Consider the following 20,099-nt stretch of genomic DNA (forward strand, 5'->3'; position numbering starts at 1 on the left):
CCTTGAAAGTACCACCGAGCAAATTTGACTATGTGGTTTGCTCGACGAAATAATGCTGTCGTGTGGGCGCTCCTGTACCGATGCTGTCCCATCAATTACTGGGACAAGCCCCCTAGCCCAATACAACTGCGACTGGCGCATTCTCGCGATCCTTGAAGGCGAGAAGCCGCAACGCGTTGAACACGACCACCAGTGTCGAGCCTTCGTGGGCAAGCACTGCTGGTCCGATACCCAGGCCCAGGATTGTCGCCGGCAGCAGCACCGTAACGACACCAAGGCTCAGATACAGGTTCTGGCGTATGATCCGGCTCGTCTGGCGGCTTAGTCCCACCGCGAAAGGTAAATGTGCGAGGTCGTCTGCCATAAGGGCGACGTCCGCAGTCTCAAGGGCCACGTCCGATCCGGCCGCTCCCATCGCGATGCCAACTGTGGCGTTCGCCATCGCCGGCGCATCGTTGACTCCGTCGCCGACCATTGCGACCTTGTCTTGCGCCTTCAGCTTCTTGATGGCGGCAACCTTGTCCTCGGGCATGAGTTCGCCCCAGGCTTCGTCGAGCCCCACCTGCTTCGCAATCGCGTCGGCAACGCGCTGGTTGTCGCCCGAGATCATGATCATGCGTGTTATGCCGAGTTCGCGCAGGCGCGCGAGCGTCGCGATCGCCGCGCTGCGCGGCGTGTCCATCAACCCGATCACGCCAAGATAGCGCGTCCCCTGCCTGACGATCATGGTCGTTCGGCCTGCCTCCTCGAGGCGCTGGCCTTCATCTCGCAACCCTTGGGGAAGCGGCTCGCCTGCTACTTCGCCGAACAATTTGGGGCTGCCGATGAAGACTGTCTCGCCTTCTACCGTCGCCTGCACGCCGCGACCGGTAATGCTGCGCAACTCCGTGGCCGTTGGAATGGGTATTTCGCCGAGCCGCTCGCGCCCCCCGACGGCAACCGCAGCGGCGAGCGGGTGGTCGCTCAATCCCTCGACCGCGACCGCAATGCGAAGCAGATCGGCTTCAGTCGTGTCTCCCATCGGGATCACATCGGTGATGCGCGGTCGACCTTCTGTCAGCGTGCCGGTCTTGTCGAAGGCGATGGCGCGCAAAGTGCCGAGATTTTCGAGTGGGCCGCCACCTTTGACGAGCACCCCGCCACGCGCGGCCCGGGCGATACCCGAGAGAACCGCGCTTGGCGTCGCGATTGCCAGCGCACAGGGACTTGCCGCCACCAACACAGCCATTGCACGGTAAAAGCTGTCGCGGACTGGTTCATCAACCACGACCCACGCGAACAGCAGCAGACCGACGAGAGCCAGTACGGTCGGCACGAAAATGCGCTCGAAGCGATCCGTAAAGCGCTGTGTCGGCGATTTCTGCGCCTCGGCCTCGCCAACCATCTGTACGACCTTGGCGAGCGTGGTGTCCTTGGAAAGCCGCGTTACCTGCACTTCGATTGCGCCCGCGCCGTTGATTGTGCCCGCGAAGATCCGATGCGCCGCCGCAACCTTGTCCGGCTGCGCCGTTGCCGCAGGCAGGTCATCAACGGGACTCTTGTCTACTGGAATACTCTCGCCAGTTACCGGCGCCTGATCGACGCTCGATTCGCCGACCACCACGAACCCGTCCGCAGGCATGCGTTCATTGGGCTTGACGACTACGACGTCGCCGACTGCAAGCGCGTCGACGGGGATTTCCAGAGTTAGGTCGCCGCGTCGCACGAGCGCGGTTTGCGGCGCCAGTTCGGCGAGGGCCTCGATAGCCCGCTTGGCCCGGCCCATCGCATAATGTTCGAGTGCGTGGCCGAAGCTGAAGAGAAAAAGCAGCAACGCGCCTTCCGCCCATGCGCCGAGCGCTGCCGCGCCGGCTGCGGCGACAAGCATCAGGCTGTCGATTTCGACCTGGCGGTTCCGGAGCGAGTCAATTGCCTCGCGCACCGTAAAGAATCCGCCAAAACCATAAGCGGCGACATAGAAGCCAAGCGGCAACCATTCAGGGGCGGCGGTCGTCACCGAGATCAGAAAGCCCACGCCGAGCAAGGCACCACAGATCAACGCGAAAATCAGTTCGGTATTGGACCCGAATACCCCGCCATGGGCGTGTGCGTGGTCGCCATCTTCCGCGCCGGCGCCATGGTCATGCCCCGCATGGGCCGTGTCAGCGGCGTGCGTTGCCGGGGCTGCCGACGGAGCCTCACCAGATAGGGTGCTCGCATAGACGCCCAACTTGCCGAGCAGCCGTTCGATTTCGACTTCGGAGATCTTGTCGCGGTCGAAATCGATGCGCACCACACCAGCTGCCGATGCATCGGCCTCAACTATGCCAGGTGCGCGGAGTAGCCGTCCGGCGACGGTGCGGGCGCGCCGCGGGTTGGACAGCCCATCCACATTCCAGAGCAGATGACCAAATCGCTCGGTAATCTTCACGCCCTCGCTTTGGGCAATCTCGCGAATTCTTGGTAACGAGAGCAGGTCGGGATCATAGTGGACGCAAAGCCTCGCCGGCTCTTCGCCTGCCGCCGCTACTATATGGGCGTTGCGGACGCCCTCTCGGGCGCTCAAGCTCTTCACCAGCCGCGTAACGCATGCGTCCGCCGCGCCATCGATTTCAGGTAGCAGCAGCGGCAGTTCGAGACGGAGCTTTGCGGTCATCTGCCCACTCCATCGTGATTGTTTGGCCAGAGGTCATGCGCGTCAATGCGCAGCCGTGCGATCGACCGTAAAGCGGCAGCACGCGCCGCACTCTCGGCGCGTGCTGCATCCTGTGCCTGACGTTCGGCGTAGAGCAGGTCTGTCAGATCAATGCCGCCCAGCCGGTAGCCCTCACGCAAGCGGTACGCGGCGCTCTCGCTGCTGGCACGGGCCGCCTGGCTGCTTTGCCATGCCCGCCAGTTGTTGCTCGCTTCGACATAATCGGATGTAGCGGTTTCCTGCGCGGTGAAGCGCGCGGCGATCAGCTCGGCAGCTGCCGCGCGGGCTTCCGCTTCGGCCTGGCCGGCCAAACCGGAGCGATATTTCCCGCCGAACGGTATTGAGGCAACAACACCGGCACCGCGCTCGGCACCGCTGCGTTCACTGAACAGGCGAAAGCCGATAGTGGGATCGGGCATCCGATCCTTGTTGGCCCGCGCGGCAAGCGTAGATTGCCGGTCGGCTTCGGCCTGTGCGCCCGGCACTCCGTGATTTTGCATGATGACAACATCGCGCAGCCCTTCAAGTCCTTGCACTGGCAGAACCGGCTCAGGTAAATCGGGAGCATCAACGGGAAGCGGTAGTGACGGGAATTGCACAGCCATCCGCGACCTTGCGATCTCGGCGCGTGTCCGGGCCTGCTCCAGTTCGACTTGCGCCGTAGCGAGCGCGGCTCGCGCGCGATCGGCATCTGCGACCGCGGCATCCTGCACGGCCACCTGGCGCTCAACCCCTTGCAGGGCGGACGAAAGATTGCTGACCGCAGCCGCAGCCATTTTAACCTCGGCTTCGGCAGCCAGCCAGTCGAGCCACAAATCGCTCACCAGCAAAGTGGTCCGGTGACGAACGTCGGCCGCGCGGTAATCCGATGCGGCTATCCCGAAGTCACCAGCCTTGCGATCGAGGCTGGCTTTGCCGGGCAGGCGAATGGGCCGTTCAAGCGTGGCGTCATATTCGTCATACTGCCCCTCACGGTCGATACTGCGCCGGTTATAGGAACCGCTCACCGCAAACTCATAAGGGCCAGCACGCAGCGCCGCAGCGTTCTGGCGGGCGGCGTCGGTACGGGCGAGTGCCGCCTGCACCTGAGGATGCTCTTCAATGGCGCGGGCCACAGCTTCGTCGGGCGGTAAATCAGCCCCGCTATTGGCCAAGGCCGTACTGGAGAGAAGCAGAGTGGACAGGATCAGGATATATTTCATGGGTTAATCTCATCTCGGGCCGCATCGCTGGGCTGGGCGTCGCGTTCGGCAACAGACTCGCCAAACCGCTCATAGAGCAGCGGCAAAAGCACCAGCGTCAGCAGGGTTGATGTGATCAGGCCGCCGATCACCACGATTGCGAGCGGCCGCTGGATTTCGGAGCCGGGGCCGGTGGCGAAGAGCAAGGGCACCAGCCCGAAGCCGGTGATCGTCGCGGTCATCAAGACCGGCCGCAATCGCCGTTCCGCCCCGCGCCGCACAGCTTCAGCCATCGACAGACCAGCCTCGCGCAATTGCCGGAAGTAGGACACCATCACCAACCCGTTGAGCACCGCGATGCCAAGCAAGGCGATGAACCCGACCGAGGCTGGCACCGACAGATATTCACCCGTCACGAACAAGGCGACGATGCCTCCCACCGCCGCAAACGGGATGTTGGCAATGATCAGCAACGATGCACGGAAGGATCGCAGCGTCACGTAGAGGACAATGAAGATCAGGATCAGCGCGATCGGCAGTACGACCGCCAATCGGGCCGATGCCCGCTGCTGGTTCTCAAACTGCCCGCCCCATTCAAGCCGGTATCCGGCAGGAAGCGGCACGGTTTTGGCAAGGTCAGCCTTGGCTTCATCGACAAAGCCGACCAGATCGCGGCCCGACACGAACGCCTGGATCAGTGCAAAGCGTGAGCCGTTCTCATGCTCCAGCTTCACCGGTCCTTCGGTGCGGGTGACTTGCGCAACGTCGCTCACGCGGACGCTCGTCCCATTAGGGCTGAGCATAGTCTGGTCGGTGAACAGCGTCGGATCGCTCGCCAGCGCAGGATCGCCGCGGATGACGATCGGCACGCGGCGATTGCCATCGGCGACAACTCCTGCACGCACGCCTTCAACTTGCGCGCGCAGAGCGTCCTGCAAGTTCTGCACGGGCATTCCGGCACGGCCAGCTGCCAGCCGGTCGATGTCGATCTGGAGATATTCGACGCTATCGTCCGCCACGGTAATGACTTCGGTCGCACCATTGATCTTGCGGAGGCGACCGTCGATTTTGGAAGCCAGCCCGCCGAGTGTCTTAAGGTCGGGTCCGAACAGCTTGATCGCCAGATCGCCGCGTGAACCGGTCAACATTTCGGAGACACGCATTTCGATGGGCTGGGTAAAGGCATGCTCAAATCCGGGCAGTTCCTCCATCGCCTCCCTGATTTGCTCGATCAGCCAGTCCTTGTCCTGAACCCGCCACTCACTCCGCGGCTTCAGTCTCATGAACGTGTCGGTGTCATTGAGTGACATGGGATCAAGTCCGAGTTCATCGCTGCCGACCCGGCCAACGATTTCGAGGATCTCCGGAACCCTTTCCATCAGCAGTTTCTGGACGCGCAAATCGCCGTCGATGCTGTGCTGGAGGCTGATGCTCGGATGCTTCTCGATCTGCAACAGCACCGAGCCTTCATCCATCGTCGGCAGAAAGGTCTTGCCAACAAACGAATAGGCCACAACCGCAACGAGCAAAGCGGCACCGGCCGTGCCATAGACCGCCGTCTTGCGTGCAAATGCCCAGCCCAGCAGGCTGTGATAACGCGGCGAAAGCTGCCGCATCAACCAAGGCTCCTTGTGATCTCCATCCGCCTTCAGGCCGTAAGACGCGAGCACGGGAACCAGGGTCAGCGCCAGGACGAGCGAACTGGCCAGCGCCAACACGATCGTCATCGCAACCGGACCGAACAACTTGCCTTCAAGGCCTTCCAGCGTGAGGAGCGGCAGAAATACGAGCGCGATGATGAACAGGCCTGAAGCGACCGGCACGACGACTTCGCTGGTAGCAACCAGAACGCGGTTGAGCTTGCTGGCATGGCTGTGCTTGGGATCGGCCAGGCGCTCGACGACATTTTCGATGACGACCACGGCGCCGTCCACCAACATCCCTATGGCAATCGCCAGCCCGCCAAGGCTCATCAGATTGGCCGACATGCCGAATTGCTTCATCAGGATGAAGGTCACCAGCGTCGCCATTGGCAAGGCGGAGGCAACGATCAGCGAAGCCCGGATATCGCCGAGGAACAGGAGCAGCAGGATAACCACCAATATGGTTGCTTCCAGCAAGGCTTCCTCGACCGTCCCGACGGCACGTTCGACCAGTTCCGAACGGTCATAGAAGACATTGAGCGTCATCCCTTTGGGCAGGCTGCGCTGGATCTCGGCGGCGCGTACCTTGACCTCGCGCACGACCTTGCTGGCGTCGGATCCTTTCAAGGCGATCACAATGCCCTGCACGGCCTCTCCGGTGCCGTTGCGCGTTACCGCGCCGTAGCGGGTCAGGCTGCCCGTGCTGACCGTGGCGACATCGCTCAGCCGCAGCACCCCATCCTTTTGCGCCTTGACGACTACCGCCCGTAAATCGTCCTCGGACTGGATCGCGCCGACCGCACGCACGATCAGCGCTTCGTCGCCAACCGAGAGGCGGCCTGCGCCGTCGTTGCGGTTCCCCGCTTCGATCGCCGTGCTGATGTCTTGATAGGTGAGGCCAGCCGCTGCCATCAGATTGGGATCGGGACGGACCTCAAACGTCTCGGCCCGTCCGCCCAGTGAATTGACGTCGGCAACACCCGGCACAGTGCGCAGCGCCGGCCGGATCGTCCAATCGAGGGCGCGCCGCTTCTCGGCGAGACTCTGCGGCCCTTCGAGCGTGAACATGTAAACATCGGTCAGCGGCGTCGCGATAGGCGCAAGTCCACCTTCGACCGACGGCGGCATGTCTTCCATGATGCCCGACAAGCGTTCGGTCACCTGACTGCGCGCCCAGTAAATGTCGGTGCCGTCGTGAAAATCGATAGTGATGTCGGCAATGCCGTATTTGGCGATGGAGCGGAGGATCTGCTGCTTGGGAATGCCCAGCATCTCCATCTCGATTGGCGTGATAACCCGGCTTTCGACCTCTTCGGGCGTCATGCCCGGGGCCTTCAGGATGATCTTCACCTGTGTCGCTGAAATGTCCGGGAAAGCATCAACCGGCAGATTGAGGAAAGACCAGCCACCGATGCCGGCCAGCGCAAGCGCGAGACCAAGCACTGCAAGCCGGGCGGAGAGCGAGAGTTCGACGAGGCGGCGCAACATGGCTTATTCGCCGCCTAGCGTCATCTTGATCTCGGTCAGTCCCGAAATCGCAACTTCTTCACCTGCTGCCAGGCCTTCGGTTATGACGGTTTCACCGCCTGCGCTGCCGCCCACGACAACCGCGCGCTGCGCAAAGCCCTTGGGCGTCTTCACGAACACCACATCGTTGCCCTGGGCGCGGGTAATCGCGCTAGTCGGAACCCCGATGACTTGCTGTCCTGCGCCAGCTTCAATCGAGACCATGATCGACTTGCCGGCGATCAAACCGGAGGCAGCCCCGATGCTCGCCTTGGCGAGAACGCTGCGCGTATCGGGATCGATCGCCGACCCCACCGACAGGATGCGTCCGGAAACATTGCCGGCAAGCGTCACAGTCATTCCCGGTTTGACCAGTCCGGCCAGACGTTCGGGCAACTGGATGTCGAGCTGATAGGTATTGCTGGCATCGATCACGAAGGGTGCGGCCATACCATCGACAGGGCCACCAGTCTGGACGGCAACCGAGGACACCCGGCCGCTGATCGGCGCGCGCAAGGTGATCGAACCATCACCACTTGCGCCCGCAATATTGAGGATACGCGCGCTTTCCGAAACATCGGCTTCGGCCTGGCGCAGAGCTGCATTGGCTTCCTGCCCCCGCGCACCTGCAACTACGCCGGCATGCACGAGTTGCTGTGCCCGGTTGGCAGTGGCGCGCGCGAGGCCCAACTGCGCCCGTGCGCGGGTCAGGTTTGATCCGATCTGCAATGCATCCCGGCTCACCATTGTTGCCAGCGGTTGCCCGCGCGTCACCGACTGCCCGGCGATCACGAACACTTGCCGAATTGCACCGGGAAATGGTGCCGTCACCGCAACACGGGCTTCCGGGGGAAGCGTGACAGTTGCTGGCATGGTCCCGAGGGGCACACCGCTGGCGATCTTGGCCGTGGCAGTTCTCACGCCCATGCGTTCCAATTGATCAATTGTGAGAGGCCTGGACCCGCCCTCAGGCTGTTCCTTCACCGCGATTGCGGCCGGACTTTCAGGGCGAAATATCCACCAGCCAGCCAGAAGAAGGAGCGCGGCGGCCGCCAACGCAGCGATCTTGATGCGCGGGCTCATGATGCGTCCGCCTTCGCTGCCAGAGGCGCGGACGCGACTGCATCCTGTGCAGCGCAAAACTGTAGTGACATTTTGGGAAAGCTCCTGACCAGACATGGAACTTCGCTGCGGGAAACTCCGCGCGCGAAGGCGTGTCGGTCAGGCGGAAGGTGGCTGTGTCGGGGGGGCCGAATTCAGCGACTTGAGCATCATGGTCGCAGCCATGAAGCGCAAGGTGCCCGAAGGCGCGAGGCCCGGCAGATCATCAAGCGCGGTAATCTTCAGTGCGTCAGTGCCGTGATGATGGTGCCCGGCATGACCGACCATATCGCGCGGCGTCTTCTGGGAGCCTTGATCGCCGTCTGCTTCTTTTGCATTTTCTTCGACGATTTCGAGTGCATGTCCGACCAGCCCATCATGCACATGCGCCAGAGCCGGCAGCCCGCTGCCGCCGAGCAATACGGCAAAAACCATAAGAAAGAAGGTGAGGCGGCGAAGCATTGCCCGCTTGCTAACAGGCGCCCTGCTGCGGCGCAACACGCAAGGCGAAGTCATGCAGGAACCTCGCGTAATTCTTCGCGGGCGTGCCGAAGAATTTGCCATCCCCCGCTGATCGCCAGAGCAGCCATCATGCCTGCCACAACAAGATCGGGCCATGCCTGGCCTGTCCCGAATACGCCCAGAGCTGCAACCATCACGGCAATGTTGCCGATGGCGTCGTTGCGCGAGCATATCCAGACCGAACGCATATTCGCGTCGCCCGTGCGGAACTGGTAAAGCAATAAGGCAATGCCAAGGTTCGCCGCCAGCGCCAACATCCCGATTACACCCATCGTCCGGGGCTCAGGTGCAGCGCCATGGAGCGCCGCGAGAATTGCGGTTGCCAGCACCCAGACACCAAAGGCCAAGAGCGTCAGTCCCTTCACAAAGGCGGAGCGCGCACGCCAGGCGAGGGCCATGCCCGCGACCGTCAGGCTGACAAGATAATTGGCGCTATCGCCCAGAAAATCGAGCGCATCGGCTTGCAGCGCATGCGAATCCGCACTGGCACCCGCCAGAAATTCGACGACGAACATCACGACATTGACGCCAAGCGCGATCCACAGGGCGCGGCGCCAGCGGGGATCATTGAGCGTTTTCGTACTCCCGCACGCGCTCGCACAGCAATCATCCGCCATCGCATTCCTCCTCGACACGTCCGAGTCGAAACCCCATATGCACCCTGTAGCAACTACAGGGTCAAGCGATGCAGATCGGTGCACTGGCAAAAGCGACTGCGACCAAAGTGGAAACCGTCCGCTTTTATGAAAAGGCGGGACTACTGCCGCCGCCCGCGCGGACCGATGCCAATTATCGCAGCTATGGCTCTGCGCACCTCCAGCGCCTGTCCTTCATTCGCCGCGCGCGCGATCTGGGGTTCAGCCTCGATGCCGTGCGCGACCTGCTTGAGCTGGCCGATGATCGCGCCAAACCGTGTGGTGCGGTTGATGCGATTGCCAGCGGGCACTTGACCGAGGTCGAACGCAAAATCGCCGACCTTTGCGCGATGCGCGACGAGCTGAAGCGGGTGATTGGAAGCTGTCAGCGCGACACGGTCGCCGATTGCAAGATCATCGAAACATTGGGGCCGCGCGTTGCTGCGGACGCAGGAACACCAGCATGATCTCAGTCCTCGCCAATCGCACCTACCGCCATCTACTCGGTGCCCAGATAATCGCCCTGATCGGCACGGGGCTGGCGACCGTGGCGCTCGGGCTGCTGGCCTATGACCTCGCCGGGGGCGATGCCGGTGCCGTGCTGGGAACAGCGCTCGCAATCAAGATGGTCGCGTATATCGGCATCGCGCCGGTGGTTGGTGCCTTCGCCGACCGCTTGCCGCGCCGCGCCTTTCTCGTCGCAATGGACCTGGTGCGCGCTGCCGTCGCGCTCAGCCTGCCGTTCGTCGACCAGATCTGGCAAATTTATGTGCTGATCTTTGTGCTGCAATCGGCCTCAGCCGCGTTCACCCCGACCTTCCAGGCAACGATCCCCGACGTGCTGCCCGATGAAGCCGACTATACCCGTGCGCTGTCGCTCTCTCGGCTGGCCTATGACATGGAGAGCTTGATCAGCCCGATCCTTGCGGCAGCGCTGCTCTCGGTGATCAGTTTCCACTGGCTGTTCGCCGGAACTTCGATCGGCTTCATCTGCTCTGCCCTGCTGGTCGTATCGGTCGCGCTGCCGCGCTCGCCTGCCAAACCGCGCGCGGGTGGCATCTGGACCAAGACCACGCGCGGCCTCAGGATTTACCTCAAGACGCCGCGGCTCAAGGGCTTGCTCGCACTCAGCCTGGCCTCGGCGGCGGCAAGCTCGATGGTGATCGTCAACACCGTCGTCATTGTGCGGGGCAACCTCGGCTTTGGCCAAAAGGAAGTGGCGCTAACGCTCGCGGCCTATGGCTTCGGCTCAATGCTGGCCGCGTTCTTCATCCCGCGCTTGCTGGACAAGGTCAGCGATCGGACCTTGATGGCGAGTGCGGCGGCGCTGCTGACCACCGGCCTCGTCGCGATGGCGGTGCTTACCTCGCTGTTCGGAAAAACCGCAGAGTATTGGCCGCTGCTGCTGGCGGGCTGGTTCGTCCTCGGTATCGCCTATTCAATGAGCGTCACGCCGTCCGGTCGGCTCCTGCGCCGCTCGGCCAATGCCGATGACCGCCCTGCCGTCTTCGCTGCCCAGTTCGCGCTCAGTCACGGCTGCTGGCTGATCTGTTATCCAATAGCCGGGCAAATCGGGGCGGGCGTCGGTCAGGTCGCGGCATTCGGTGTGCTCGCACTTGTCGCGGGCGTCGGAACCGTCGCGGCCCTATGGATTTGGCCCGCGCACGATCCCGAACTGGTGGCGCATAGCCATGATGACCTTGCGCCGGGCCATGCGCATCTGCGTGAAGATCATGGGGCTGGGAAGGTGGCGGCTCATGCGTTCGTGATCGACGACATTCACCCAGATTGGCCGCGCGTGGCTTGAGTCTGAGCTAACAGCCAGTTCACGCCGCCCTGACTTCCTTCATGACAAACGCGACGACAGCACCCGACGCGAAGGTTAATCCGCCAACGGCCAAAATGGCCGCGCCAAATCCATAAGCGTCCGCGATCAATCCTGCCCCCAAAGCTCCCACGGCATAGCCAAGATCACGCCAGAAGCGATAGACGCTGAGCGAGCGGGCACGCCATTCGGGGCGGGAAGCATCGGATACGGCGGCGATCAGGCTTGGGTAAACCATTGCAGTGCCAATGCCGAGCAACAGGCTCGCAATGATCCAGATATGAAAATCATGGGTCATCGCAGTCAGTGACAGGCCCACCGCCTGAACCCACATCCCCGTGACGATCAGCCCCTTGCGACCGAGGCGATCACTCAAGGGGCCGGTGACAACCTGCAATAAGCCCCATGTTACGGGGTATACGGCTTTGAGAATGCCGATGCGCTCAACGCCAAGACCTAAACCTGAGAAGAAGAGCGGGAAGATGCCCCAGCTCATCCCGTCGTTGAGATTGTTGACCAGCCCTGCTTGGGACGCTGCAAACAGGTTGCGATCCCGGAATGAGGTCAGGGCAAACACTTCGCGGAAACTGATTGTCTGAGGTTTTTCCGCTTGGGCTGCCGATTCCAGTGCGACATGCCCACGAGTATCACGCACCAAAAACACCGAGAGGATAGCGCCCAATGCCGCATAGCCGATACCGAGATAGATCGGCACAGGCCGCAGCCCATAGCGCGCCGCCAGATAGCCCGTCGCAAGCGCAGTCAATCCAACCGCAACATAGCCCGCAAACTCGTTCAGCCCCACTGCCAGCCCGCGCGACTTGGGACCGACAAGATCTACCTTCATAATCACCGTCATCGACCAGGCCAGCCCCTGATTGATGCCGAGCAGCGCATTCGCTGCGATGATCCAGCCCCAGCTTGGTGCCCAGATGATCAGGAACGGCACTGGCAGACCAAATGCCCAACCCAGGATCAGAACCTTCTTGCGACCCCAGCTATCCGCCAACTGCCCCGAAACCAGATTTGCGAACGCCTTGACCAGTCCGAAGCTGACGATGAACGACGTGATCAGCGCGGTGGAATCGAGCTTGAACGTCTCCGCGCCAATCAGCGGCACGACCGTTCGCTCAATCCCCACCATCCCGCCAACAAAGGCATTGATCAGGATCAGCAGCGCAAATTGCCGCCAATTCTGGCGCAGACCAAGGGCAATGCCGTTCTGGCTGGTTGCATGCCTTTCGGCGCTCACACCAGCGCCGCCGCTTCGCCCGCATTGACGCGGCGGATTTGATCGGCCTGTGGCGGCGGCGCGGGAATATCGGCGAGCATCGCAGCAACGAACTCCGCTTCGCTCTCAATCCGGAATGCCTTGTTGAAGCGCCGTTCAAAACCGATAGTCGAGCTCGGCTTACCACTGAGGCTGCGCCCACACACCGATCCAGAAAAAGCACCGGGCAGGATTTCCATATAGTCAGGCAGTGCCTTCAATCGCTGGATGCTCTGGAACAGGTCGCGCGCACCCTGTTCGGCGTCAACGGCCAATTCGGTGCGGCCAAGATCGCCAACCATCAGCGTATGCCCCGTCAGCACAAACCAAGGCTCCTCCCCGCGCGAGCGATCGGTGACGAGAAGCGAGATATGTTCGGGTGTATGCCCCGGCGTATGCATCACCTGTAGCTGGACGTTGCCGAGGTCCAGCCAGTCGCCATCAGCGACGCCGTGGAAATCAAAGCCTGTCTTGCTACCCGCGAACAGAACGTATTTCGCGCCAGTCGCCTCTGCGAGTGCGCGCCCGGCAGAGAGATGATCCGAATGCAAATGGGTATCGACGACATACTGGATCGGCAGGCCAAGCGCCTCCGATGCCTTAATATAGCGGTCGATGTCGCCCACCGGATCAATCACCGCGCCCTTCGCCTTGCCCCCGCAACCCAGCAGATATGAAGCAACCACAGGATCGGTATCAAGAAACTGGCGCAGGATCAGAATGGCCTCCTTGGCTTGACATATGCGCGATCATATTCAATGATTCGCTTGAATGATTAAACGAGGGCGCGAGCATCGTGTCAAGCCACGGACCAAAACAGCAATTATTTGAGCAATTTGCGCTAATCGCAAAGACGCTCGGCCACGCTCATCGCCTCGCCTTGGTGGAACATCTGGCGCAAGGCGAACAAAGCGTTGACGTGCTAGCGCAAAAAGCTGGGCTCTCGGTCGCCAACGCATCCCAGCATCTCCAGCAATTGCGACGGGCTGGCTTGGCCGCGACCAGGCGGGACGGGAAATTCATTTTCTATCGGCTAGCCGATCCCTCTGTGCTGGATTTGCTCACCGCGCTCCACCAAATCGGAGAACGTAACCTGTCCGAAGTCCAGGTTGTATTGAGCGGCTATTTCCATGATCGCGATGCGATGGAAGCAGTCACGCGCAAGGAATTGCTCAAGCGATCACGAGCCGGAGCGGTCACGATACTGGATGTCCGCCCTCACGATGAATTTGCGCTCGCTCATGTGGCGGGGGCGATCAACATTCCGATGGGCGATCTTGAAAGGCGGATGGCCGAACTCGATCCTGCAATCGAGATTGTCGCTTACTGCCGGGGGCCGTATTGCGTATTCTCCTTTGAGGCGGTCAGCTTGCTTCGCAAGCGCGGGTTCCACATCCGGCGCTTGGAAGACGGGTTACCCGAATGGCAGGCGGCGGGATTGCCCGTGGAGCGTGTCTGATTAACTCGATGTAGCGCGAACACAGGCGACTTCCTCGTTCCAAAAGTCACTGCATTGCAATGATCGACTTCTTGTCTACCATTCCCAACAGGCTTGCGAGCAGGTGCAGGCGGCGGCGGGAACTCAAAGCCAGGTCCTGATCCCAAGCACGAGGCTGCTGTTCTGCATCCTTTCAACCGTGTGAAGCTGTAACCTGCGGGCGCTTTGCTCCGAATTGACATTCAGCCCCCTCAGGAGCATTTCGACGCCACTATGAAAATCCTGTTTCGCCATTTCCTGTTGCTCGGGGTCATTCTTGGCCTTGCCGGGCAGGGCGTGGCAGTTGTAGCCTCGCCGTGCGCGGAGATGAACGAGCAACAGTCGATCGCGATGGCCGGGCCGATGGCTGGAATGGCTGATTGCGCGATGGGTCAGGAAACACCCAGTAAGGCACCGGCTCCTCGCAAGGACATGACGCCGGGTTGCTTTGCGATGGCGGGATGTGCGTCGCTTGCGACGCTGGATGTATCTTCGGATCCGGTCTTTGCTCCAACCACACTGGCGTTGACTGCACAATGGCCCGCTACGCCCATTCTGCTCGGGCGCAACATCGCGCCTGACCCCGATCCCCCTTCCCACCTTGGCTGAACCTGCTGCGGTTGGCGACTGAACGGTCGCCGACCGCACGTTTGCGTTTCAACCAAGGAGTTCTCCATGAACAGGATCGGTGCGGCTGCGATTGCGGCTGCCATATCCGCAATTGCGGGATCAGCCTTCGCTGAGCCTATGACCTTCGATGCCGCGCTCGAACGCGCAGTACGCGGAACGCCGTCGCTTGCAGCGAGCGAGGCGGGGGTTGAAGCCAAGCGTTCGGCGGCCATTGCCGCCGGTCGGCTGCCCGATCCGACGTTGTCTGTCGGTATCGACAATTTCCCAATCTCAGGGCCACCCGCGTTCACCTTCAATCGCGACGAAATGACGATGGCGCGCGTCGGCATCGAACAGGCGTTTCCCAATCCCGCCAAGCGCCGCGCACAGCGCGGGCGGGCGCAGGCGGACATTGGCGTGGCTGAAGCCGATGTGGCGGTCGAGGCGCAGAATGTGCGGCTCGAGACTGCGCTCGCCTGGGTCGATCTCTATTATGCCAAGCGGCAGCTCGCACAGTTGGAGCGGCTCGACGAAAGTCTCGGCGATCTTCAGTCGACTGTGTCCGCCCGACTGGCATCCGGTTCGGCCCGACCCTCGCAAGCTCTTGAGCCCGAGCAGCTGCGCGCAGCCGTCAACGACCGTCGCAGCGAACTCACGGCCGAGGTTGCCAAGGCCAAGGCCAGGCTTGCGCGCCTGACCGGCGACCCCGACGCGGACGTTTCCGGCGACCCGCCTGTTCTTGAGGTGGACGGACCTGCCTTGCGGGCGCATGTCGCCTCGCTGCCCCACCTGCGGGCGCTCGATGCCCAGACCGGCGTTGCCGACGCTGATGTCACACTTGCCCGCGCCGACAAGCGCCCGGACTGGCGGGTCGGCACCTCCTACGGTCGCCGCGATCCAGCCTATGGCGACATGGTTTCGGTAACTGTTAGCATCGACCTGCCATTCTTCGGAAAGCGCCGACAAGATCCCTTGATCGCCGCACGCGAGAGCGAGGCGAACCGGGCGCGGCTGATGCGCGATGCCGGAGAACGTGACGTCCTGGCCGCGCTCGATAGTGACCTTGCCGATCATGCCATGCACCACCAGCGCCTGATGAACGCGCGGCAAACACTGGTTCCACTGGCCAAACGCCGGGCCGAACTCGACATGGCGAGCTATGCGGCAGGCAAGCTCGATCTCGGCAGCGCCTTGCTCTCAACGCTGGCGCTGGCCGAGGCCGAAGTCGATGCCTTGTCGCGCGAGGCCGATGTCGCGCGCGATGCGATCCGGATTAATTATACTTATGGGGAGATGCGGCCATGAGCATGGACGTGACAACGGCCGCGCGCTGGCGTGCTGGAATAGTGGCGGCTGTGCTGATCGCGGGCGGCGGCGGATATTGGCTTGGGCAGCGCGGCGGGCCTGCCACCGAGGCTTTTTCAGGCCAATCGGGGCGGAAAATCCTCTACTGGTATGATCCGATGGTGCCGCTGGAGCATTATGACAATCCCGGCGCGCTCTCCTCGATGGGGATGAAGACCCAACCCAAATATGCCGACGAAGGCGGCGCACCCGGCGAAGCACCGGGGGTAACGGTCAATCCCGCCGCCATGCAGAATCTCGGTGTCCGCGTCGTCGCGGCGCAAATGGGCAGCCTTGCCGCGACACTCAACGTGACAGGCAGCATCGACTTCAACCAGCGCGATGTGGCGATAATTCAGGCGCGTTCGGGTGGGTTCGTAAGCCGCGTTTACGCCCGCGCTCCCGGCGATGTGATTCGCGCGGGCGCGCCGATTGCCGATGTGCAATTGCCGGAATGGGGCGGCGCACAGACCGAGTTTCTGAGCGTGAAACGGCTCGGTCGTCCTGAACTCACTGCCGCCGCGCGTCAGAGATTGCGCCTGATGGGTATGTCCGACGGACTGATTTCCAGCGTCGAACGAAGTGGTCGCACCAACGGAACGATCACGATCACCTCGCCAATCTCGGGGGTGATCCAGACGCTCGACGCCCGCGCCGGGGTGACACTGGCTCAAGGGCAGACCTTGGCGCAAGTCACCGGACTTGGCACCGTCTGGCTCAATGCGGCCGTTCCTGAAGCGCAGGCAGGAAGTGTTCGCATCGGACAGAGCGCCAGCGCCACGCTTGCCGCCTTCCCCGGCGAGACGTTCAGCGGTCGAATCCTCGCCGTCCTGCCAACCGCGCAAGCCGATAGCCGGACGCTCACTGTGCGGATCGAACTCGCCAATCGCGGCGGTCGCTTGCGCCCCGGCATGTTTGCGAGTGTGGCGCTCGGCGACGCGGCCAACACGGCGCTGTTGGTGCCAAGTGAAGCGGTGATCCGCACGGGAACGCGAACGCTGGTGATGCTGGCAACAGGCAATGGCCGCTATCAGCCTGCCGAAGTCCGCGCGGGCCGCGAAGTTGGCGGGCAGACCGAGATACTTGAAGGACTGGCCGCCGGTGAAAAAGTCGTCGCCTCGGGCCAGTTCCTGCTCGATTCCGAAGCAAGTCTGACCGGCATTGCCGCCCGCAAGCTAGGGGCCGCGAAGTGATCGAATGGATCATTCGCGCGTCGGTCAAGGCACGCGGGCTGGTCGTGGTCGCCGCGCTCGTTCTGACGCTCATCGGCATTGCAGCGGTGCGGACAACCCCGGTCGATGCGCTTCCTGACCTTTCGGATGTCCAAGTCATCATTCGCACCACTTATCCGGGGCAGGCTCCGCAGATAGTCGAGAACCAGGTCACATATCCGCTTACGACAACGATGCTCTCGGTTCCCGGCGCGCGGGTGGTGCGGGGATATTCGTTCGTTGGCGACAGCTTCGTCTATGTGCTGTTCGAAGACGGCACCGACCTCTATTGGGCGCGCAGCCGGGTGCTGGAATATCTCAGCCAGGTGCAGGGGAAGTTGCCGGCGGGCGCAACCGCCTCGCTCGGCCCCGATGCAACCGGCGTGGGCTGGATTTACGAATATGCACTGGTCGACAAGACCGGGCGGCATGATCTGGCGCAACTGCGCAGCATTCAGGACTGGTTCCTGCGCTACGAACTGAAATCCGTTCCCGGCGTTGCCGAAGTCGCCAGCATTGGCGGCATGGTCAAACAATATCAGGTCGTGGTCGATCCGCAGAAGCTGGCTTCTTACGGGGTGACAGCGGGGGACGTGTCCGACGCCCTCAAGCGCGCTAATCAGGAGGTCGGCGGCGGTGTCGTCGAAATGGCTGAGGCCGAATATATCGTTCGCGCCACTGGCTATCTCAAAACCCTGAATGATTTCCGCGCTGTGCCGATCCGCACCGCGGCGGGCGGCGTGCCGGTGACCTTGGGCGATGTCGCCACAGTGCAGGTCGGCCCCGATATGCGGCGGGGCATTGCCGAACTGAATGGCGAGGGCGAAGTTGCAGGCGGCGTGATTGTTATGCGCCAGGGCAAGAACGCCCGCGAAGTGATCGAAGGCGTCCGCACCAAACTCGCGGAGTTGAAGGCCGGCCTGCCGCCCGGTGTCGAGGTGGTCACCACCTATGATCGCTCCGGTCTGATCGACCGTGCGGTCGAAAACCTGACCGGCAAGCTGTTCGAGGAATTTCTGGTCGTCGCGCTCGTCTGCGGCCTGTTCCTTTGGCACGCGCGGTCGGCGCTGGTAGCGATCCTGACGCTGCCCTTGGGCATCCTTCTCGCTTTCATCGTCATGCGGATTCAAGGGCTAAACGCCAACATCCTCTCATTGGGTGGCATTGCCATCGCCATCGGCGCGATGGTCGATGCGGCGGTCGTGATGATCGAAAACGCCCACAAGCACCTTGAACGCTGGGCGCATGATAACCCTGGCAAAGAGCTGGAAGGCGCAGAGCGATGGGATGTCGTCACCGATGCGGCGGCAGAGGTCGGCCCGGCGCTGTTCCTCAGCCTGCTCATCATAACCTTCTCGTTCATCCCGATCTTCTCGCTGCAAGGTCAGGAAGGCCGGCTGTTCGCGCCGCTGGCCTTCACCAAAACCTATGCGATGGCGGGCGCGGCCTTGCTTTCGATCACGCTGATTCCGGTGCTGATGGGTTGGCTGATCCGGGGACGCATCCCGAGTGAGGATAGCAATCCCATCAACCGCTTCCTCACGCGCATCTACCGCCCCGCTCTCGATTGGGTGCTGGCGAAGCCGAAAGCGGCACTGCTGATCGCGGTGCTGGTGTTCGCCTCCAGCATCTGGCCAATCAGCCAGACCGGCGGCGAATTCATGCCGCAAATGAACGAAGGCGACTTGCTCTATATGCCTTCGGCCTTGCCGGGAATTTCGACGGCCAAGGCGTCGATGCTGCTCCAGCAAACCGACCGGCTCATCAAGACCGTGCCGGAAGTCGAAAGCGTATTCGGCAAAGCGGGCCGTGCCGACACCGCAACCGACCCCGCCCCCTTGGAAATGTTTGAAACCACGATCCGCTTCAAACCCAAGAGTGCATGGCGCAGCGGCATGACCCAGGCGAAGCTGATCGACGAGCTGGACAAGACCGTCAAAGTCCCCGGCCTCGCCAACTTCTGGATACCGCCAATCCGCAACCGGATCGACATGCTGGCAACCGGCATCAAAAGCCCGATTGGCATCAAAGTATCGGGAGCGAACCTCGACGACATAGACCGCACCGCGCGGCAAATCGAAGCGGTGGCGAAGACCGTGCCGGGGATCAGCTCCGCATTGGCGGAACGGCTCTCGGGCGGGCGGTATATCGACGTTGCCATCAACCGGGCTGCGGCGGCGCGCTATGGTCTCAACGTCGCCGATGTGCAGACTGTGGTATCGGGCGCGATCGGCGGCGAAGCGGTCGGGCAAACCGTCGAAGGGCTCGCCCGCTATCCGATCAGCGTGCGCTACCCCCGCGAAATCCGGGATAGCGTGGACGACATTATCAATCTGCCGGTCCTCACCCCGTCGCGCCAGCAAATCACGCTGGGGACGGTTGCCGATGTGCATATCAGCAATGGCCCGCCCATGCTCCGCAGTGAAAATGGCCGTCCCGCTACATGGGTCTATATCGACGGGCGAGGCCGTGCGCTCACCGAGATTGTCGGCGATCTGCAAAGGGCAGTGGCACAAAAGGTCAAACTGCCTACCGGCATCAGCGTCGCGTATACCGGCCAATTCGAGTTTCTCGAACGGGCAACACAGCGATTAAAGATCGTCGTTCCGGCAACGCTGCTCATCATCTTCGCCCTGCTCTACGCGACGTTCCGGCGCTGGGACGAAGCCGCGCTCATCATGGCGACGCTCCCGTTCGCGCTGACCGGCGGGGTCTGGCTGCTCTACCTGCTGGGGTACAACCAGTCGGTCGCCACCGGCGTCGGGTTCATTGCGCTCGCGGGCGTCTCTGCCGAGTTTGGCGTGGTGATGCTGATTTACCTGAAATCGGCGCTCGCAGAGAACAGCGACGTGGAAGCCGCCGTCCGTGCGGGCGCGCTCCTCCGCGTCCGTCCCAAGGCGATGACGGTGGCAGTGATCCTGGCGGGCCTGTTCCCCATCCTGATCGGCACCGGCGCGGGCTCCGAAGTTATGAGCCGCATTGCCGCGCCGATGATCGGCGGGATGCTCACCGCGCCCTTGCTCTCGATGCTCATCATCCCCGCCGCCTATCTGCTAATGCGGCAGCGCACCCAAGTTCAACCCCAAGGAGAACCAACGTGA

General features: G+C 62.3%; 15 protein-coding genes. 7 read left to right on the plus strand and 8 right to left on the minus strand.

The window, feature by feature from the left end; translation table 11 throughout:
* Window positions 1-112: 112 nt before the first annotated feature.
* The 6 genes from NL2_RS02295 to NL2_RS02325 form a co-directional block, all read right to left on the minus strand.
* Entirely contained in the window at window positions 113-2,635 is a 2,523-nt protein-coding gene (locus NL2_RS02295; RefSeq protein ID WP_068071270.1) for a heavy metal translocating P-type ATPase, read from the minus strand.
* A complete protein-coding gene (locus tag NL2_RS02300) occupies window positions 2,632-3,876 on the minus strand; it encodes a TolC family protein (protein ID WP_084355797.1) in 1,245 nt (414 codons plus the stop codon). The genes NL2_RS02295 and NL2_RS02300 overlap by 4 nt, the downstream gene beginning before the upstream one ends.
* Window positions 3,873-6,986, minus strand: coding sequence for an efflux RND transporter permease subunit (locus tag NL2_RS02310; RefSeq protein ID WP_068071276.1), 3,114 nt, complete (start codon window positions 6,984-6,986; stop codon window positions 3,873-3,875). The genes NL2_RS02300 and NL2_RS02310 overlap by 4 nt, the downstream gene beginning before the upstream one ends.
* 3 nt (window positions 6,987-6,989) lie before the next feature.
* A complete protein-coding gene (locus NL2_RS02315; protein ID WP_169799453.1) occupies window positions 6,990-8,087 on the minus strand; it encodes an efflux RND transporter periplasmic adaptor subunit in 1,098 nt (365 codons plus the stop codon).
* Between the two features lie 138 nt (window positions 8,088-8,225).
* A complete protein-coding gene (locus NL2_RS02320; protein ID WP_157082994.1) occupies window positions 8,226-8,567 on the minus strand; it encodes a hypothetical protein in 342 nt (113 codons plus the stop codon).
* A 50-nt stretch (window positions 8,568-8,617) separates the two neighbouring features.
* Window positions 8,618-9,244, minus strand: a complete 627-nt coding sequence (locus NL2_RS02325; RefSeq protein ID WP_068071282.1) for a cation efflux transmembrane domain-containing protein — start codon at window positions 9,242-9,244, stop codon at window positions 8,618-8,620.
* A 68-nt stretch (window positions 9,245-9,312) separates the two neighbouring features.
* Here NL2_RS02325 and NL2_RS02330 point away from each other — a divergent pair, with 68 nt between their 5' ends.
* Window positions 9,313-9,729 (plus strand): MerR family transcriptional regulator, encoded by a 417-nt coding sequence (locus NL2_RS02330; RefSeq protein ID WP_068071284.1) that lies wholly within the window; start codon window positions 9,313-9,315, stop codon window positions 9,727-9,729.
* Window positions 9,726-11,069, plus strand: coding sequence for an MFS transporter (locus NL2_RS02335; protein WP_068071286.1), 1,344 nt, complete (start codon window positions 9,726-9,728; stop codon window positions 11,067-11,069). The genes NL2_RS02330 and NL2_RS02335 overlap by 4 nt, the downstream gene beginning before the upstream one ends.
* 19 nt (window positions 11,070-11,088) lie before the next feature.
* Here NL2_RS02335 and NL2_RS02340 read toward each other — a convergent pair whose 3' ends face one another.
* The gene (locus tag NL2_RS02340; RefSeq protein WP_068071288.1) at window positions 11,089-12,339 is read right to left on the minus strand and encodes an MFS transporter; all 1,251 of its coding nucleotides are present in this window, start codon (window positions 12,337-12,339) and stop codon (window positions 11,089-11,091) included.
* Window positions 12,336-13,043, minus strand: a complete 708-nt coding sequence (locus NL2_RS02345) for an MBL fold metallo-hydrolase (protein ID WP_218006081.1) — start codon at window positions 13,041-13,043, stop codon at window positions 12,336-12,338. Before NL2_RS02345 ends, NL2_RS02340 begins: the two co-directional genes overlap by 4 nt.
* 110 nt (window positions 13,044-13,153) lie before the next feature.
* Between NL2_RS02345 and NL2_RS02350 the strand changes: the two genes are divergently transcribed.
* The 5 genes from NL2_RS02350 to NL2_RS02370 all read left to right on the plus strand — a co-directional run bounded on the left by NL2_RS02350 (window position 13,154) and on the right by NL2_RS02370 (window position 20,099).
* Entirely contained in the window at window positions 13,154-13,816 is a 663-nt protein-coding gene (locus NL2_RS02350) for an ArsR/SmtB family transcription factor (protein ID WP_068071292.1), read from the plus strand.
* 252 nt (window positions 13,817-14,068) lie between these two features.
* Window positions 14,069-14,443, plus strand: a complete 375-nt coding sequence (locus tag NL2_RS02355; protein ID WP_068071293.1) for a hypothetical protein — start codon at window positions 14,069-14,071, stop codon at window positions 14,441-14,443.
* A 138-nt stretch (window positions 14,444-14,581) separates the two neighbouring features.
* Window positions 14,582-15,748 (plus strand): TolC family protein, encoded by a 1,167-nt coding sequence (locus NL2_RS02360; RefSeq protein ID WP_245647533.1) that lies wholly within the window; start codon window positions 14,582-14,584, stop codon window positions 15,746-15,748.
* The gene (locus tag NL2_RS02365) at window positions 15,745-16,980 is read left to right on the plus strand and encodes an efflux RND transporter periplasmic adaptor subunit (protein WP_068071297.1); all 1,236 of its coding nucleotides are present in this window, start codon (window positions 15,745-15,747) and stop codon (window positions 16,978-16,980) included. Before NL2_RS02360 ends, NL2_RS02365 begins: the two co-directional genes overlap by 4 nt.
* On the plus strand, window positions 16,977-20,099 hold the full coding sequence (locus NL2_RS02370; protein WP_068071299.1) for an efflux RND transporter permease subunit: 3,123 nt from the start codon (window positions 16,977-16,979) through the stop codon (window positions 20,097-20,099). The genes NL2_RS02365 and NL2_RS02370 overlap by 4 nt, the downstream gene beginning before the upstream one ends.

This window comes from Novosphingobium lentum NBRC 107847 (genome assembly GCF_001590965.1).
Classification (GTDB): Bacteria; Pseudomonadota; Alphaproteobacteria; order Sphingomonadales; family Sphingomonadaceae; genus Novosphingobium; species Novosphingobium lentum.